Origin of the sequence: Pseudomyxococcus flavus (genome assembly GCF_050038885.1) — a bacterium.
Lineage (GTDB): Bacteria > Myxococcota > Myxococcia > Myxococcales > Myxococcaceae > Myxococcus > Myxococcus flavus.
In genome coordinates, this window is record NZ_CP143624.1 from 5754522 (window position 1) to 5767410 (window position 12889).

The 12889-nt window shown below is 67.4% G+C and carries 11 protein-coding genes, 1 tRNA gene and 1 pseudogene; 9 read left to right on the forward strand and 4 right to left on the reverse strand.

Annotated elements, in window-relative coordinates; translation table 11 throughout:
• The first annotated feature begins 244 nt into the window (after nucleotides 1-244).
• Nucleotides 245-370 (forward strand): hypothetical protein, encoded by a 126-nt coding sequence (locus tag VZL07_RS24075; protein WP_426749967.1) that lies wholly within the window; start codon nucleotides 245-247, stop codon nucleotides 368-370.
• Between the two features lie 198 nt (nucleotides 371-568).
• On the opposite strand, the gene VZL07_RS24080 is transcribed toward VZL07_RS24075, so the two are convergent.
• Nucleotides 569-898, reverse strand: a complete 330-nt coding sequence (locus tag VZL07_RS24080; protein WP_426749968.1) for a hypothetical protein — start codon at nucleotides 896-898, stop codon at nucleotides 569-571.
• A gap of 484 nt (nucleotides 899-1382) precedes the next feature.
• Between VZL07_RS24080 and VZL07_RS24085 the strand changes: the two genes are divergently transcribed.
• Nucleotides 1383-2189 carry a hypothetical protein gene (locus VZL07_RS24085; RefSeq protein WP_426749970.1) on the forward strand — a complete coding sequence of 269 codons (807 nt, stop codon included), beginning with the start codon at nucleotides 1383-1385 and terminating at the stop codon, nucleotides 2187-2189.
• Here VZL07_RS24085 and VZL07_RS24090 read toward each other — a convergent pair.
• The gene (locus VZL07_RS24090; protein ID WP_426749971.1) at nucleotides 2174-3364 is read right to left on the reverse strand and encodes an IS256 family transposase; all 1191 of its coding nucleotides are present in this window, start codon (nucleotides 3362-3364) and stop codon (nucleotides 2174-2176) included. The genes VZL07_RS24085 and VZL07_RS24090 overlap by 16 nt on opposite strands.
• Before the next feature lie 267 nt (nucleotides 3365-3631).
• Here VZL07_RS24090 and VZL07_RS24095 point away from each other — a divergent pair, with 267 nt between their 5' ends.
• A complete protein-coding gene (locus tag VZL07_RS24095; RefSeq protein WP_426749973.1) occupies nucleotides 3632-4777 on the forward strand; it encodes a DUF3800 domain-containing protein in 1146 nt (381 codons plus the stop codon).
• 16 nt (nucleotides 4778-4793) lie between these two features.
• On the opposite strand, the pseudogene VZL07_RS24100 reads toward VZL07_RS24095, so the two are convergent.
• Both VZL07_RS24100 and VZL07_RS24105 read right to left on the reverse strand, forming a co-directional pair.
• Nucleotides 4794-4949 (reverse strand): annotated as a pseudogene (locus VZL07_RS24100) (IS5/IS1182 family transposase); the annotation flags it as partial.
• A 1479-nt stretch (nucleotides 4950-6428) separates the two neighbouring features.
• Nucleotides 6429-6501 (reverse strand) — tRNA-Asn (locus VZL07_RS24105).
• A gap of 138 nt (nucleotides 6502-6639) precedes the next feature.
• Between VZL07_RS24105 and VZL07_RS24110 the strand changes: the two genes are divergently transcribed.
• The 6 genes from VZL07_RS24110 (at nucleotide 6640) to VZL07_RS24135 (ending at nucleotide 12888) form a co-directional block, all read left to right on the forward strand.
• Entirely contained in the window at nucleotides 6640-7836 is a 1197-nt protein-coding gene (locus tag VZL07_RS24110; protein ID WP_426749974.1) for an RsmB/NOP family class I SAM-dependent RNA methyltransferase, read from the forward strand.
• Between the two features lie 108 nt (nucleotides 7837-7944).
• Complete coding sequence (locus VZL07_RS24115) at nucleotides 7945-8856, forward strand: S66 peptidase family protein (RefSeq protein WP_426749975.1); 912 nt, start codon at nucleotides 7945-7947, stop codon at nucleotides 8854-8856.
• Nucleotides 8853-10034, forward strand: a complete 1182-nt coding sequence (locus VZL07_RS24120) for a serine hydrolase domain-containing protein (protein ID WP_426749977.1) — start codon at nucleotides 8853-8855, stop codon at nucleotides 10032-10034. Before VZL07_RS24115 ends, VZL07_RS24120 begins: the two co-directional genes overlap by 4 nt.
• Nucleotides 10027-11499 (forward strand): UDP-N-acetylmuramate:L-alanyl-gamma-D-glutamyl-meso-diaminopimelate ligase, encoded by a 1473-nt coding sequence (gene mpl, locus VZL07_RS24125; RefSeq protein ID WP_426749978.1) that lies wholly within the window; start codon nucleotides 10027-10029, stop codon nucleotides 11497-11499. Before VZL07_RS24120 ends, mpl begins: the two co-directional genes overlap by 8 nt.
• A 1-nt stretch (nucleotide 11500) precedes the next feature.
• On the forward strand, nucleotides 11501-12055 hold the full coding sequence (locus VZL07_RS24130; RefSeq protein WP_426749979.1) for a TlpA family protein disulfide reductase: 555 nt from the start codon (nucleotides 11501-11503) through the stop codon (nucleotides 12053-12055).
• A gap of 11 nt (nucleotides 12056-12066) precedes the next feature.
• Nucleotides 12067-12888 (forward strand): inositol monophosphatase family protein, encoded by an 822-nt coding sequence (locus VZL07_RS24135; RefSeq protein ID WP_426749980.1) that lies wholly within the window; start codon nucleotides 12067-12069, stop codon nucleotides 12886-12888.
• The last annotated feature ends 1 nt before the right edge of the window (nucleotide 12889 follow it).

Here is a 12889-nt window from a genome sequence, read left to right on the forward strand (position 1 = left end):
CGCAGCAGTGCAACATTGGAGGGGGCTCCTTCATCGAAGGGAGTTGTCGTATCCGCGAGCAGGACGAGTCGATGACGACCTCGTGCTCGTCTCTCTCACTTGCAGTGACACGAAACCTACCAGGACCTTGGCGCGCTCATGACTCAGCGACCGAGCCTTGGAAGGTGCGCCTTATCTGGGGGACGTTCCGGTGCTGCGTTTGGGCGGGACGTGGGTGCTGCGAGCGCAAATGGAGGAGCCTCAGGTGCGCGTTGGGAAGCGCGTCTGGCTCCCCTTCCTCCGCGCTCGCCGGTACATGCAGTCGCGCGAGCCGCTGTTGGAATATTCGCTCACCCAGTTCTTCAAGGAGGCCGAGCGGTATCGGCCCTGACTGCGGCGACCGGGCAGGGCGTGGGGGATTGAGGCAGAAGCTGGAGGTGCCTGGGCGCGCGTCAGCGGGCGCGCCTGGCAGATCCTGCCTCACCCGATGGGAGGAGCGCTCTGTATTTGGCCCGCAAGCGCACTCTCGCGCGCTAACCGGGTCTCCGTTGCCGCCGCGGAGCAGGGCGAACGGCGGAGTGCCGTCGGGTCACTCGGGAAAGTTGGCGAAAGTAGAACCTCCGAACGCCGGCGAGGGCGCGGCGTCATAGTCCTCCCAATTCTCGAACCATACGCGCAGCTTCGCCTCGTCGAGCCGCGCTACCTTCGCCCGGCCGATGACGCGGCTCTTGTGGGGCCCGTACTCCATTCTCTGCACGTAGACCCACTCGTTGCCGCCGTCCAATGCGCGCTGGCACTGGGTGAAAATCTTCGGGTTCGTCGTGATGAACACGAGCTGCTCCATCGTCGGGCTCCAGCGGTTCTCGTACCGCTGCTCGTCATCCGGATGTGCCACCAGGACCACCAATCGATTCGGCATGCCATTTCCTCCATCGGCTCCCTTCAGGGCAGTGAGGTACTGCGCTGCCGGGGGGCAGACCATGCCATGGTATGCGCGATCTTGCGCCGCGGGCGTGTGCTGGGGGGCGGGAGCAAGGCACGAACCGCCCGGACGAGGGAGCCTGCGCCGGTGGCAGGCGCTTGCAGGCTCCATCATCTGGACACACTCTGGAGCTGCCGGATGCTGGCGGTTGGGTGGATGCACTTTCGCCTGAGCAAGACCTGAAGGTATAGACTCAGCATCGATGATCCAGGTGCGGTCCATCAGAACCCGCTACGAGCTCTGGATACCCTCGAGGCCCGCGCCACTAGCTGGGGCTACTGTCGCCTGCACTGGAGTTCCGAATGCCGTGCCTAAACCAAAGTTCACGATTCTCGATCAGCCAGGCTCTGTAGTGGTTCCGGGCAGTTAGCGCCCAGAGCCCCAGCGGAGGCAGCCTCTCCGAGGGGGATTCTAGGTACTGGTGCCGGTCGGCACGGTAGCGAGCGAGCAGCCTGTCGTAGGGAGCCGTTCGAGAATCACGATCCTTGGTTTAGTCTGCGGAGCTGCCAAGACCATCAAGGCTCACCTCATCCCCCGGACCTTCGCGCTTGAGGTCCAGGTTGGGAAGGCGCATGCCATTGTTCGCGAGTCTGGCGAGTATGAGGACACCCAATCCGGCATCTGGGATAGGGACATCCTATGCGGTGCCTGTGACAACGAGATCGGAAAGCTGGAAGGGGGCGCAAAGCAATCTCTCGACGCACTCCGGGCCGCCGCCGTTGGGAAGCCACTGGGCGTCCATCGGCTTGCTGGCGTCGCGGGTGACGACATCATCCGCTTTCTTGCCGCTCTCCTATGGAAGTACGCATCAACCAAGCCCGCCTTGGGGCGCATCAAGTTGGGGCAGTACAGGGCGATACTGGAGGATATCTCATTCCGAGGCGCGCCGATACCCTCAAGCGTGAACGCAGTCGGATTCCGGCTCCTGCGAGAGCAGAGCGATGATGGGGTCTTTGCTTACCGAGCACCGAAGGTCGACAGGAACGGCGGGGTCAACATGGTGCGATTGATGGTCGGCGGTGTTGTCTTCTGCGTGAAGTTGGATCAGAGAACTCCGAGTGACGCCGTATTCCGGGAAGGTGGAATGGCTGGACAGACCGACCTGCCGTACTGGTTGGCTCCCGCCCCCATGTTCGAGGAATTCACGCAGGGACGGGTCAAGTCCCGAATCGTGTGTAGGAGGGGGGAGCGGGGGGAGGGCCTCGGTGTGCTTCAGGAGAGCTGCTGAACGGGCTGTTCTTGGGTGGGATTGAGCAGGGACATGTCGAGGTAGCGGCGGTCGCTCCAGACGCTGGAGACCTCCCATGCGACGGTGGTGATGAGGCGCAGGGCACTGGCTCTATCTGGGAAGGCACCGACGCTGCGGATGCGACGCTTCACCTCTCCGTGCAGACGCTCCAGGCCATTGGTGGAGCGAAGGCGGCGCCAGTGCCCCTGGGGGAACTCGTAGAAGACGGTAGCCGCAGCGAAGCCCTTCTCCAGGCAGGCGACGGCCTCGGGCAGTTGGGCGCCCAGTCCCGTTTTGAAGGCCTCCATGCGGACCTTGGCCTCCTTGCGGCTGGGCGCGTTGAAGACGGCGGACACCTCACGGGCGACGCGCTGGCGCACGCGCTGAGGCACCTTGGCGGCCACATTTCGAGTCAGGTGCACGGTGCAGCGCTGTTGGCGAGCCTCTGGCAGCAGCCGGCGCACAGCGGCTTCCAGGCCCGAGTGGCCGTCGGCGATGACCAGGCGCACGCCGCCCAGGCCTCGGTCCACCAACTGTTCGAGCAGCTCCTCCCAGCTGGCCTGGGACTCGCTGGGCCCCAGGGTGACGGCGAGCAGGTGCCGATGCCCGTCCTCGCCGACGCCGTAGGCCACCAGGGCCGAAACGTTCTCCACCGCGCGGGCCCACCGGGCATCGAGGAAGGTGGCGTCCAGGTAGACGTAGGGAAAGGCCTGCGTGAGGCGGGCCCTCTTCAAGCCCTCCACCTTCTCTTCCAGGGACTTCGTCACCCGGCTCACTGTGGAGCGGCCCACGCCCCCTCCCATGAGCGCGGCCGTCACCTTGCCCATCTTCCGGGTGGAGACGCCTTGCACGTAGGCCGCGGTAATGGCGTCGTCCACCTCCTCGGTGCGCCGCCGATAGCGCCCGAGCACGGCTCCCGCGCCTCCGCGACCGCGAGTGCGTGGCACCTCCACCTCCAGCTTTCCCACCGAGGTGGTGAGGCCGCGCCGGTAGTAGCCGTTGCGCGAGTCCTGTCGGCCCTCCACACGCTCGAAGCGGCCGACCCCTACCAGTCGCTCCACCTCCTCTTCGAGCAGCACTGTCAGCGTCATGTGGATGGCCTGGAGAAACAGCGCGCGCAGGTCCGCACCCACCTCCTCTTGGGTGGGAGGGGCAAACTCGGTAGCCTTCTTCACGGGGAACTCCTTGGGCCTCCCCTGGCCGGGAGGTTTCGGTGGTTGGGTTCACCGAGGAGCTTCCCCGCTCCTTGCCGGCTCTGCGAATACTCGGAGCCGGCCTCCTACACACTTATAGGGACACGACCCAGGGAAAAACGCGACCTCGTGAACCGCGGGAAGCTTTCTCGATTTCTAGAACGCCAAGAGGGGCGCAATCCTTCGGAGTAGAGCGCAGACTTTCGTTAGAGTCTGTAAGCCCGGAACCCGTCGTCTGAGAGGTGCTGAATGGGGGATGCCGAAGAGTTTCTTGTGTACTGCGACGAGGCTGGAAACACTGGTGGTCGATACCTCGACCTCGACCAGCCGGTGTTCGCAGTCTCCGGCCTGATTGTTCCGCCTGGCAAGCGGGACAGCGTCGTTCAGCTAGTCGAGGACGTCATCACGCGAAGCCTTCAGCCCAGGCAGCCCAGGCCGGCCGAACTGAAGAGCAAGGACCTGCTAAAGAACGCGCGCGGCGCCAGGAACCTGCTGCAGTTCCTTGAGGAACTCTACGAGCTGGGGGTTCTGCCAACCTATGTCGTTGCGGACAAGAGGTACTCCGTCGCGGCAAAACTTGTCGAGACATTCTTCGACCCAGGCTACAACCCCGCCGCCAGTTGGCTCGCAGTAGGGGACAACATTGAGCGGCCAAAGGTCGCCGCCGAGTTCTCGGGCTACCCAACCCCTTTGCTGAAGGCATTTGCGGACTGGTACCTGACGCCGTCAGATGGGGACGTTCTTCTGGTGCTGGACGGCCTCATTACTGAGGCAGCGCGCCGGAGCGACCCGCGCCTGCTTGAGACGCTCCGCCAGCAGCGCGTGGACCCTTCGCGCATGGTTGAGGCCGAATTGCTGGAGGGTCTGACCCCCGGCGGGCGCTCTATCGGCATCAGCATCAATCTGCCGTCGTTTCAGGCTGTCGTGCAGATGGCGGATAGACTCCTGGCAGAACGAGGTCGCCGCGGGCGCGTCATTCACGACGAAACGAAGACCTTCGAGCCTGCGCTCCAGCACTGGTACGACATGATGGCGAACGCTCCAGTTGCGACAGTGCGCGGCTTCATGAGCGATGGAAGCGCCATCCGGTTTGGACTGCGGACGCTCACGGGATTCTCCACGTCCACGTACCAAGAGGACCCGGCCCTTGGCGCCGCTGACTATGTAGCCGGCCTAGTGGCGGCGATTGGGAAGATGGGGCTTGGCAAGTCCTATGAGGGCGCCGACTACCTGATCGAAGCGCGCGCGCAGTTGGTCCCGATGCTGCTCAGCGATTGGGCTGCCTCGATTGGCTCGCCCGACTTCAACCGCAAGTTCTTCGGGCCATTAGAGGACGTCATAGCGGCCTTGGACAGAGTGCACGCGCGCCGCACCGCCGCACGGCGCAGTCAGTAAGTGCCGCTAAGAGGTTTTAAAAAGACCGGACCAGCGACTGTCGCAGCATGAGGTCGCACGCGAGCAGGAGGAACGCTTCGTGAATGTCGGCTCGTCGCTCATCGCGCATGCGCAGGCGGCGGAACCGGTGGAGGATGGCCAAGCGCTGCTCCACCATCCAGCGATAGCCTCCTGTGTCAGGGAAGATGTCGCCTCGTTTGAGCGAGGGGCTATCGCCAAAGTGCTGCCCATGGACGTAGAAGGTTCCAGTGGGAGTTCGGCGTAAGAATTTGAACTCCAAGCGCGCTCTCGACGTGTTTTGCGTTTCGAGGTAGTCGTGTTTCTACTGTTAAGAATGCTTCGCAGCGTAGATAGACGGCGTCCTGTAAAAGTAGCTTGTCCTTCTTGCTGAGATACCCAAACCTGGGCTCGTCGAGTTGCGCGGCCAATGCACAGCTTTCTGGTGTCGGACCATCGCCTTCTAAGCATGCTTCGGTGTGGTCGGCTATGTCCCAGAGCCATTGCATGTGGCCTGGATCGGATTTGTCCTGGGCCTCTTGAAGGCTGTGGTGAGATACGACCCATTCGAACTGCGCTCGTTCATTGATTGAGAATATGTTTCGAAGTGCCTCGATGTTCTCGATTCCGCCCGTCACTTTGTGGATGCGGTCAGATGCAGAGATTGGTTCGTTCTCAAAGACCTGTCCGCCATAGCTCCGAAGCGTCTGGGCGGTGCATGAGTCAAGAAAGATTCTGCGTGGCAGAGATTCAAAGGGGTGACTCATTAGCCTTTAACTCCTTTCCTTGAATGTGCGCGTTCCGAGAAACTGTGCCACTACGAATAGTATCGAGACTGTGGGTGGTTCGACCGTCCAGTATGTCGGCTCTGACGACCATTGACCTCCACCCTCTCAAGACCATTGCCCCAGGAAGGGTGCTCTGTCGCGTGACGATTGAAGCGGTTTCATGTCGCCTTCCTCGTGCCGTCGATCATCCCAACGGACTCCTGACGCTGGCGGTCTGAGCTATCCGCTCATTTGGAGATTCTCCTCGGAGAACACATGTCGGCGACCAGGTCGGGGCCTTGCTGGTGAATCGGTCGATGGCAGCCTGGGCACGTATTGGGCCGGTGAACGTGGCGAGCCACTCGTCTGGACCCCGTTGCTCGTCACTACTGTGGGCATGAGCAGGGAGGCGCGGCAGGAGAGATCCGAGGACTCGGCCAAGAGCTTCTGAGCGTCGTCTCGGAGAGTCTGCGCCGCGCGACGAAATCGAGAATACCGAGTAACGGCGAGCCTTTTTTCGCTTTCTCGCTTAACAGGTGGCCCAATTCGTCATTCTGAAAGAGGGAAATGGCGTAACCCTGGAAGGTACGACATCGAAAGCCCTGGATTGTCAGAATCGGCTGCCCTTGGTGGTTAACAAAACTGTTAACCACTCTCGGCCTCTCTCTCCCCAAACCGGGTGAAAGAGCGGTCCAGAGAGCCGAGTTGGCGGCGGAGGAGAGGGGGCATCTCGCTCTGCGGGGTAGAGAGCCGAGAGCGCCCTCTTCAGCACCGCGAGCCAAAATCCCTTGGGATTCAGGGGCTTAAGCACGAAGGCCCCGCGATATTCATCGCGAGGCCCGTGTAAAACAAAAGGGCCCTACCGGTTGGTAGGACCCTTCGTTCAGCTCCCCGACGTGGACTCGAACCACGGACCTAGTGATTAACAGTCACCCGCTCTACCGGCTGAGCTATCGGGGAATATGTCGTCCCGGCGGAACCGCGTTGCCGTGATGAGGCGCTTTCTAGAGAATGGTGCCCGCTCTGTCAACAGTCCCTTTTGATCCGCTCTCCCGGCTTCGCCTTCAGCCCTGGTCCGCACTCGCCGGCCTGGGCCCCGTGACGGCCGATTCCATCGCCCAGGTGCTCGCCGGCTCCTCCGCTGAGCGCGTGCTCGACCGTACTCTGCGTGACCATCGCTCCTTGACCCGCGAGCAGCGCCAGGCTCTCAAGGAGGCCGTCTTCAACGTCGGGCTCTGGCGGCGCCGGCTTGGGTTCCTCCTCGGACGGGAGGATGCCGCTCCTCCGTTCCTGCTCTTTGCCCTGCTGCACGGCCTCGCGGGTGTCCCAGCCGCGGAGGCCGCGTCCTTGGCGGGGATCGGGAAGGGGGCTCCGCCCTCACTGGATCCGGCGTCACCCCCCACGCTCGCGCTCCGAGCCTCCCTGCCGGACTGGCTCGCCGAGCACTTCGGCCGGGAGCTCGGCTCCGAGGCCGATGACTTCTGCGCTCACCTCAACGTCCCGGGCCCCATCACCCTCCGGGCCAACACCCTGCGCATCTCCCGGGAGGCCCTCGCCGAGCGGCTCCGCTCCGAGGGCGTCGAGACGCGCCCCGGCCCCTGGAGCCCGCTGGCGCTCCATATCGAGGGGCCTCGGCCGAACCTCTATGGCCTCCGTTCCCTCCAGGAGGGCCTGTTCGAGGTCCAGGACGAGGGCAGCCAGCTCCTGGGGCTCCTCGTGGGGGCCCAGCCTGGGGAGACGGTGCTGGACCTCTGTGCCGGGGCGGGCGGGAAGACGCTCCAACTGGGCGCGGACATGAAGGACTCGGGGCGGCTCCTGGCCTATGACCCGGACGCCGAGCGGCTCGACCGGCTCCTCCAGCGCTCCGCCCGGGCGCACCTCACCCGGGTCCAGGTGCTCCGGAGCCTCCCCGAGGGACCCGACGCGGACCGGGTGCTCGTGGATGCGCCGTGCTCGGAGCTGGGCTCCCTGCGGCGGGGCCCCGACCAGCGCTTCCGCATCCACCCGGAGGTGCTCGCCCGGTTCCCGGCGCTCCAGCAGGACATCCTCCAGCGCGGGGCCCGCCTGGTGCGTCCTGGCGGGCGGCTCGTCTACGCCACCTGCACCGTCAACCGCGCGGAGAACGAGGACGTCGTCGCCGCGTTCCTGGCTTCGTGCCCGGACTTCCACCTCGTGCGTCCTGGGGCCGGGTGGCTCCCCGACGCGTGTCTCCGTGACCGGTTCCTCTTCGTCGCACCCCACCGGCATGGCACGGACGCCTTCTTCGCGGCAGTCCTGGAGCGGTCGGCAGGGTAGGGGCGGGGGCGACAGGCGGTCGCAGTGTCCGTGTGCCGACGGACGGGGGAACTCAACGCTTCGCCCGCCCGGGGCTCGAATCACCGTGACCCTCGGGCCCCGGGTGCTATGAAGCGCAGCGTGCGCTGGCTCAAGCCCCTTCCGCTCCGTCCTCGCGACGCCGTGCATGTCGTCGCCCCTGCCGGACCCTTCGACCGTCCGACCTTCGAAGCCGGCCTGGCCGTCATCGCCGAGCGCTACCGCCCCATCCACGGCCCCGACATCTTCGCCGCCCACCGCTACCTCGCCGGTGACGACGCGCGCCGGGGCGGGGAGCTGTCTCGCGCCCTGCTGGACCGGGAGGCCCGCGCCATCTTCAGCGCCCGGGGCGGCTACGGCAGCGCCCGGCTCCTTCCGGACCTCCCCTTCGCGGACGCCTCGCACGCGGCCTTCGTCGGCTTCTCCGACCTGACGTCCGTGCACGGGGCGCTCCAGGCCCTGGGGCGCGTCTCCTTCCACGGGCCCGTCCTCACGCAGCTCGGCCGGCAGCCTCCCGAGGTGCGCGAGTACCTGTTCCGTCTCCTCGAGTCCCCGGAGGCGCCGCCCCCCCTGACGGGCTCGGCCACCTACGTGCCCGGCATGGCGGAGGGGCACCTCGTGGGGGGCAACCTGTCCGTGCTCTCGCGCCTCATCGGCACCTCGTACATGCCGCCGCTCGACGGCGCGGTGCTGCTGCTGGAGGACGTCACCGAGCGCCCGTACCGCATCGACCGCATGTGGACCCACCTGCGCCTGGCGGGCGTCTTCTCGCGCGTGCGCGGCATCGTCCTGGGCGACTTCACGGGCTGCGAGGAGAAGGGCGCGGACTACTCCAGCGCCGACGTGCTCCGTGAGCTCGCGCGCGAGGCGGGCCTCCCGTGCGCGGCGGGCTTCCCCATTGGCCACGGTGACATCAACTACCCCGTGGCGCTCGGCACGCAGGTCCGCCTGGACGCGGACGCCGCGCGCCTCACCTTCCTCGAAGGAGCCGTGCGGGCATGAGTGGCGGTACCCACCCCATCGCGATTCTGCAGAAGGTCCTCGATGACGCCTGTGGCATCGGCGTCTTCCCCGCGGCCCAGGCCGTCGTGCTGCACCGGGGCGTCCAGGTGTTCGGCGGCGTGGCGGGCAACGTCTCCGGCGACACGCGCTTCGACCTCGCCTCGCTCACCAAGGTCATCAGCACCACCTCGCTCTTCCTCCGCCTGTGGACGGAAGGGAAGGTGGGCCCGGAGACGCTGGTCTCCCGCTACTTCCCGGGCACGCCCGTGGGCGACGCCGGCGTCACCGTGGCGGACCTGCTCTACCACCGCTCCGGCCTGCCGCCCTTCGTGCCCTTCTTCGCGCAGGCGCTCACCGCGCACCCGGAGTTGCTGAACGCGGATTGCCCCTCCGCGCTGCGCGCCCGCGTCCGCGACGAGGTCATCCAGGCCGCCGCCGCCACGCCGCTCGCCGCCGAGCCCCGGACGCGCGCCGCCTACAGCGACGTGGGCTTCATCCTCCTGGGCGAAATCCTCTCGCGGGCCGCGGGCGCTCCGCTGGACACGCTCTTCTCCAGCCACGTCGCCGAGCCCCTGGGGCTCAGCGCCCGCTTCCACCGCCTCACCGACTTCCCCGCGGACGCCGTGCCCGCGCCCACCGGCGCCACCCGCCCGCGCGAGCCCGCTCCGGGGCAGGAGGGGATGTGGAAGGACGTGCCCACCCAGCCCACGCGCCCGGGCGAGGTCGATGACGACAACGCCTGGGTGATGGACGGCGTCGCGGGACACGCAGGCCTCTTCGGCACCGCCGTGGACGTGGCCCGCTTCGGCCAGGCCGTGCTGGAAGGCTGCGCGGGCGGGGCCATCCTCGCGCCGGGGCCGCTGTGGCACCGCGCGCTGGCCACGGACCCGCTGGTGGAGGGCAGCACCCGCTCCATGGGCTTCGATTCGCCCTCCGAGGGCGTGTCCAGCGCCGGGCACTACCTGGGCGACACGCCGCCGGGCGCGGTGGGGCACCTGGGCTTCACCGGCACCAGCCTCTGGGTGGACCTGCGCCGCTCGCTGGTGGTGGCGCTGGTGACGAACCGCGTGGCCAACGGCCGCCAGGAAACGCGCATCCGGGATTTCCGCCCGCTCTTCCATGACTTCGTCGTGGAGGCGCTCGGGCTCACCGACCTCAAGCAGGGACACCATGGCTGACGACAACGGAAACGTCCTCGACACCCTCGAACCCGGCAGCGTGCGGCGCATCCACCTGGTGGGCGTGGCCGGCACGGGCATGGGCTCCTTCGCCGGCATGCTCAAGGCCGCCGGCTACGAGGTCACCGGCAGCGACGAGAATGTCTACCCGCCCATGAGCGACATGCTCCGGACGTGGGGCATCCCCGCCTCCACGCCGTACCGTCCGGAGAACCTGGACGTGGCGGAGCCGGACCTCGTCATCATCGGCAACGTCATCCGCCGCGTGAATCCCGAGGCCACCGCCGTGCGCGAGCGTGGGCTGAAGCAGATGAGCTTCCCCGCCGCGCTGGGCTCGCTCTTCCTGGACCGCTCGCACTCCGTCGTCGTGGCCGGCACGCACGGGAAGACGACGACGTCCTCGCTCATGGCCCACGTGCTGGTGGCCGCGGGCAAGGACCCGTCGTTCCTCGTGGGCGGCGTCACGCAGAACTACGCGGGCAACTACCGCGTGGGGAAGGGCCCGCACTTCGTCGTCGAGGGCGACGAGTACGACACCGCGTACTGGGACAAGGGCTCCAAGTTCCTCCACTACCGGCCGCGCACCGCCATCCTCACCAGCGTGGAGTTCGACCACGCGGACATCTTCAAGGACCTGCCGCACTACGAGGCGACGTTCGAGAAGTTCGTCCGGCTCATCCCCCAGGACGGACAGCTCGTCGTCTGCGCCGCCTACCCCAACGCGGTGAAGCTGGCGCGCGAGGGCTGCCCGGGGCGCGTGGTGACATACGTGGCGAAGGAGGGCGCCGACGCGGACTTCACGCCGCGAAACCTGTCCTTCGGCCCCGACGGCGCGCGCTTCGAGGTGGTGGCGCGCGGCGAGGTGCTGGGCACGGCGCAGCTCCCCATGGGGGGCGCGCACAACGTGGAGAACGCGCTGGCCGTCATCGCCGCGGCGCAGGGGCTGGGGCTCACCTTCGACGAAATCGCCCGGGGGCTGGCCTCCTTCAGCGGCGTGAAGCGCCGGCAGGAGATTCGCGGCGAGCCGGACGGCGTCATGGTGATTGACGACTTCGCGCACCACCCGACGGCGGTGCGGGAGACCATCGCCGCCATCCACCACCGCTACCCGCAGCGGCGCCTGTGGGCTGTCTTCGAGCCGCGCTCGAACACCAGCCGCCGCAACATCCACCAGGAGGACTACGCCCACGCCTTCACCGGCGCGGCCCGCGCCAGCCTCAAGGTGCCCGAGCGCCACGACAAGGTGCCCGTGGGCGAGGAGCTGGACGTGCGCAAGCTCGTCGCGGACCTCCAGGCCCAGGGCATCCCCGCCGAGGGCGCCACGGACGTGCAGGCGCTGGTGGATCTGGTCGCCCAGGAGGCGCGCCCGGGGGACGTGCTGCTGGTGATGAGCAACGGAGCCTTCGGTGGCTTCATCGACAAGGTGCTCGCGGCCCTGGCGGCTCGGGCACGGAAGGGAGCCTGAGATGCCTCGCTTGCCACTCGCCGTCCTCGCTGGAGCGCTCGCGCTGTCCGGCTGCGCCAGTGCCCCCGCCATGCCGCCGCTCGACCCGCAGGCCGCCGTGAAGGCGGGCGGCGCGGCCAAGGCGTCGCAGCCGCTGGAGTTCCAGGTGAAGCGGTATCCCGGCGGCGAGCCCTACGACATCGCCTCGGATCGGGGGAGCGTGGTGGTGCTCGACGTGTGGGCCACCTGGTGCGAGCCCTGCCGGGACGCGCTGCCCTACTACCAGGACCTGGCGACCGAGTACGCGGCCCAGGGGCTGAAGGTGTACGCGCTCAACATCGACGAGGACCCGCGCGCCATCCCTACCTTCCTGGAGGAGACGAAGGTGACGCTGCCCGTCCTCCTGGACCAGAACGCCCAGGTGGCCGAGCGCACCCTCAAGGTGCGGGGCATGCCGACGACGTACTTCATCGACCGCCAGGGCGTGGTGCGCCACGTCCACGAGGGCTTCGCGGAGGAGTTCCTCGCGAAGTACCAGACGGAGCTCGAGGCGTTGCTCGCCGAGCCCACCCCCTAGAGGAGCGCGACATGTCCCAGGACTCACCCGACAGCCTGCGCCGCACCGCCGAGGAGGGCGCCCGGCTCGCTGGCCGCATCCTCGCGGAGCGCTTCCTGGGCGAGCGCACCATCGAGTTCAAGGGCGGCATCGACCTGGTGACGGACGCGGACAAGGCCTCGGAGGAGGCCCTGCTGGCCTTCATCCGCGAGCGCCACCCGGACCACGCCATCCTCGCGGAGGAGAGCGGCGCCACGCAGGGCTCGGACAGCCTGCGCTGGCTGGTAGACCCGCTGGACGGCACCACCAACTACTCGCACCGCGTGCCGCACTTCTGCGTCAGCGTCGCGGTGGAGGGCCCCGGCGGCATGCTGGCCGGCGCCGTCTACGACCCGATGCTGGATGAGCTGTTCTCCGCCGCGCGCGGGCAGGGGGCCACCCTCAATGGCCGTCCGCTGCGCGCCAGCGCCGTGTCCACACTGGACCGGGCGCTCCTGTGTACGGGCTTCCCCTACGACGTGCGCGAGCGGCCCGACGGCCCGGTGGGCCTCTTCACCCGCCTCATCCTCCACGCGCAGGGCATGCGCCGCACGGGCAGCGCCGCCATGGACCTGGCCTACGTGGCGGCGGGGCGCTTCGACGGCTTCTTCGAGTTCGGCCTCAAGCCCTGGGACATCGCCGCGGGCTCGCTGCTGGTGGAGGAGGCGGGCGGCGTCATCCGCCATATCTCCGGCGAGCCCTTCGACGTGCTGCGCGGCGACGTGATTGCGTCCGCGCCCGCGCTGGCCCCGGCGCTGCTGGCGGAGGCGAAGCGCTTCGTGGACGGGCTGCGCGAGCAGCCACCGCGGGGCTGAG

Bases quoted from the DNA above. Each gene is read 5' to 3' on its own strand.
- VZL07_RS24080 (WP_426749968.1), bottom strand. From the start codon at position 898: ATGCCGAATCGATTGGTGGTCCTGGTGGCACATCCGGATGACGAGCAG.
- VZL07_RS24095 (WP_426749973.1), top strand. From the start codon at position 3,632: ATGGGGGATGCCGAAGAGTTTCTTGTGTACTGCGACGAGGCTGGAAAC.
- VZL07_RS24115 (WP_426749975.1), top strand. From the start codon at position 7,945: ATGAAGCGCAGCGTGCGCTGGCTCAAGCCCCTTCCGCTCCGTCCTCGC.
- VZL07_RS24120 (WP_426749977.1), top strand. From the start codon at position 8,853: ATGAGTGGCGGTACCCACCCCATCGCGATTCTGCAGAAGGTCCTCGAT.
- mpl (WP_426749978.1), top strand. From the start codon at position 10,027: ATGGCTGACGACAACGGAAACGTCCTCGACACCCTCGAACCCGGCAGC.
- VZL07_RS24130 (WP_426749979.1), top strand. From the start codon at position 11,501: ATGCCTCGCTTGCCACTCGCCGTCCTCGCTGGAGCGCTCGCGCTGTCC.
- VZL07_RS24135 (WP_426749980.1), top strand. From the start codon at position 12,067: ATGTCCCAGGACTCACCCGACAGCCTGCGCCGCACCGCCGAGGAGGGC.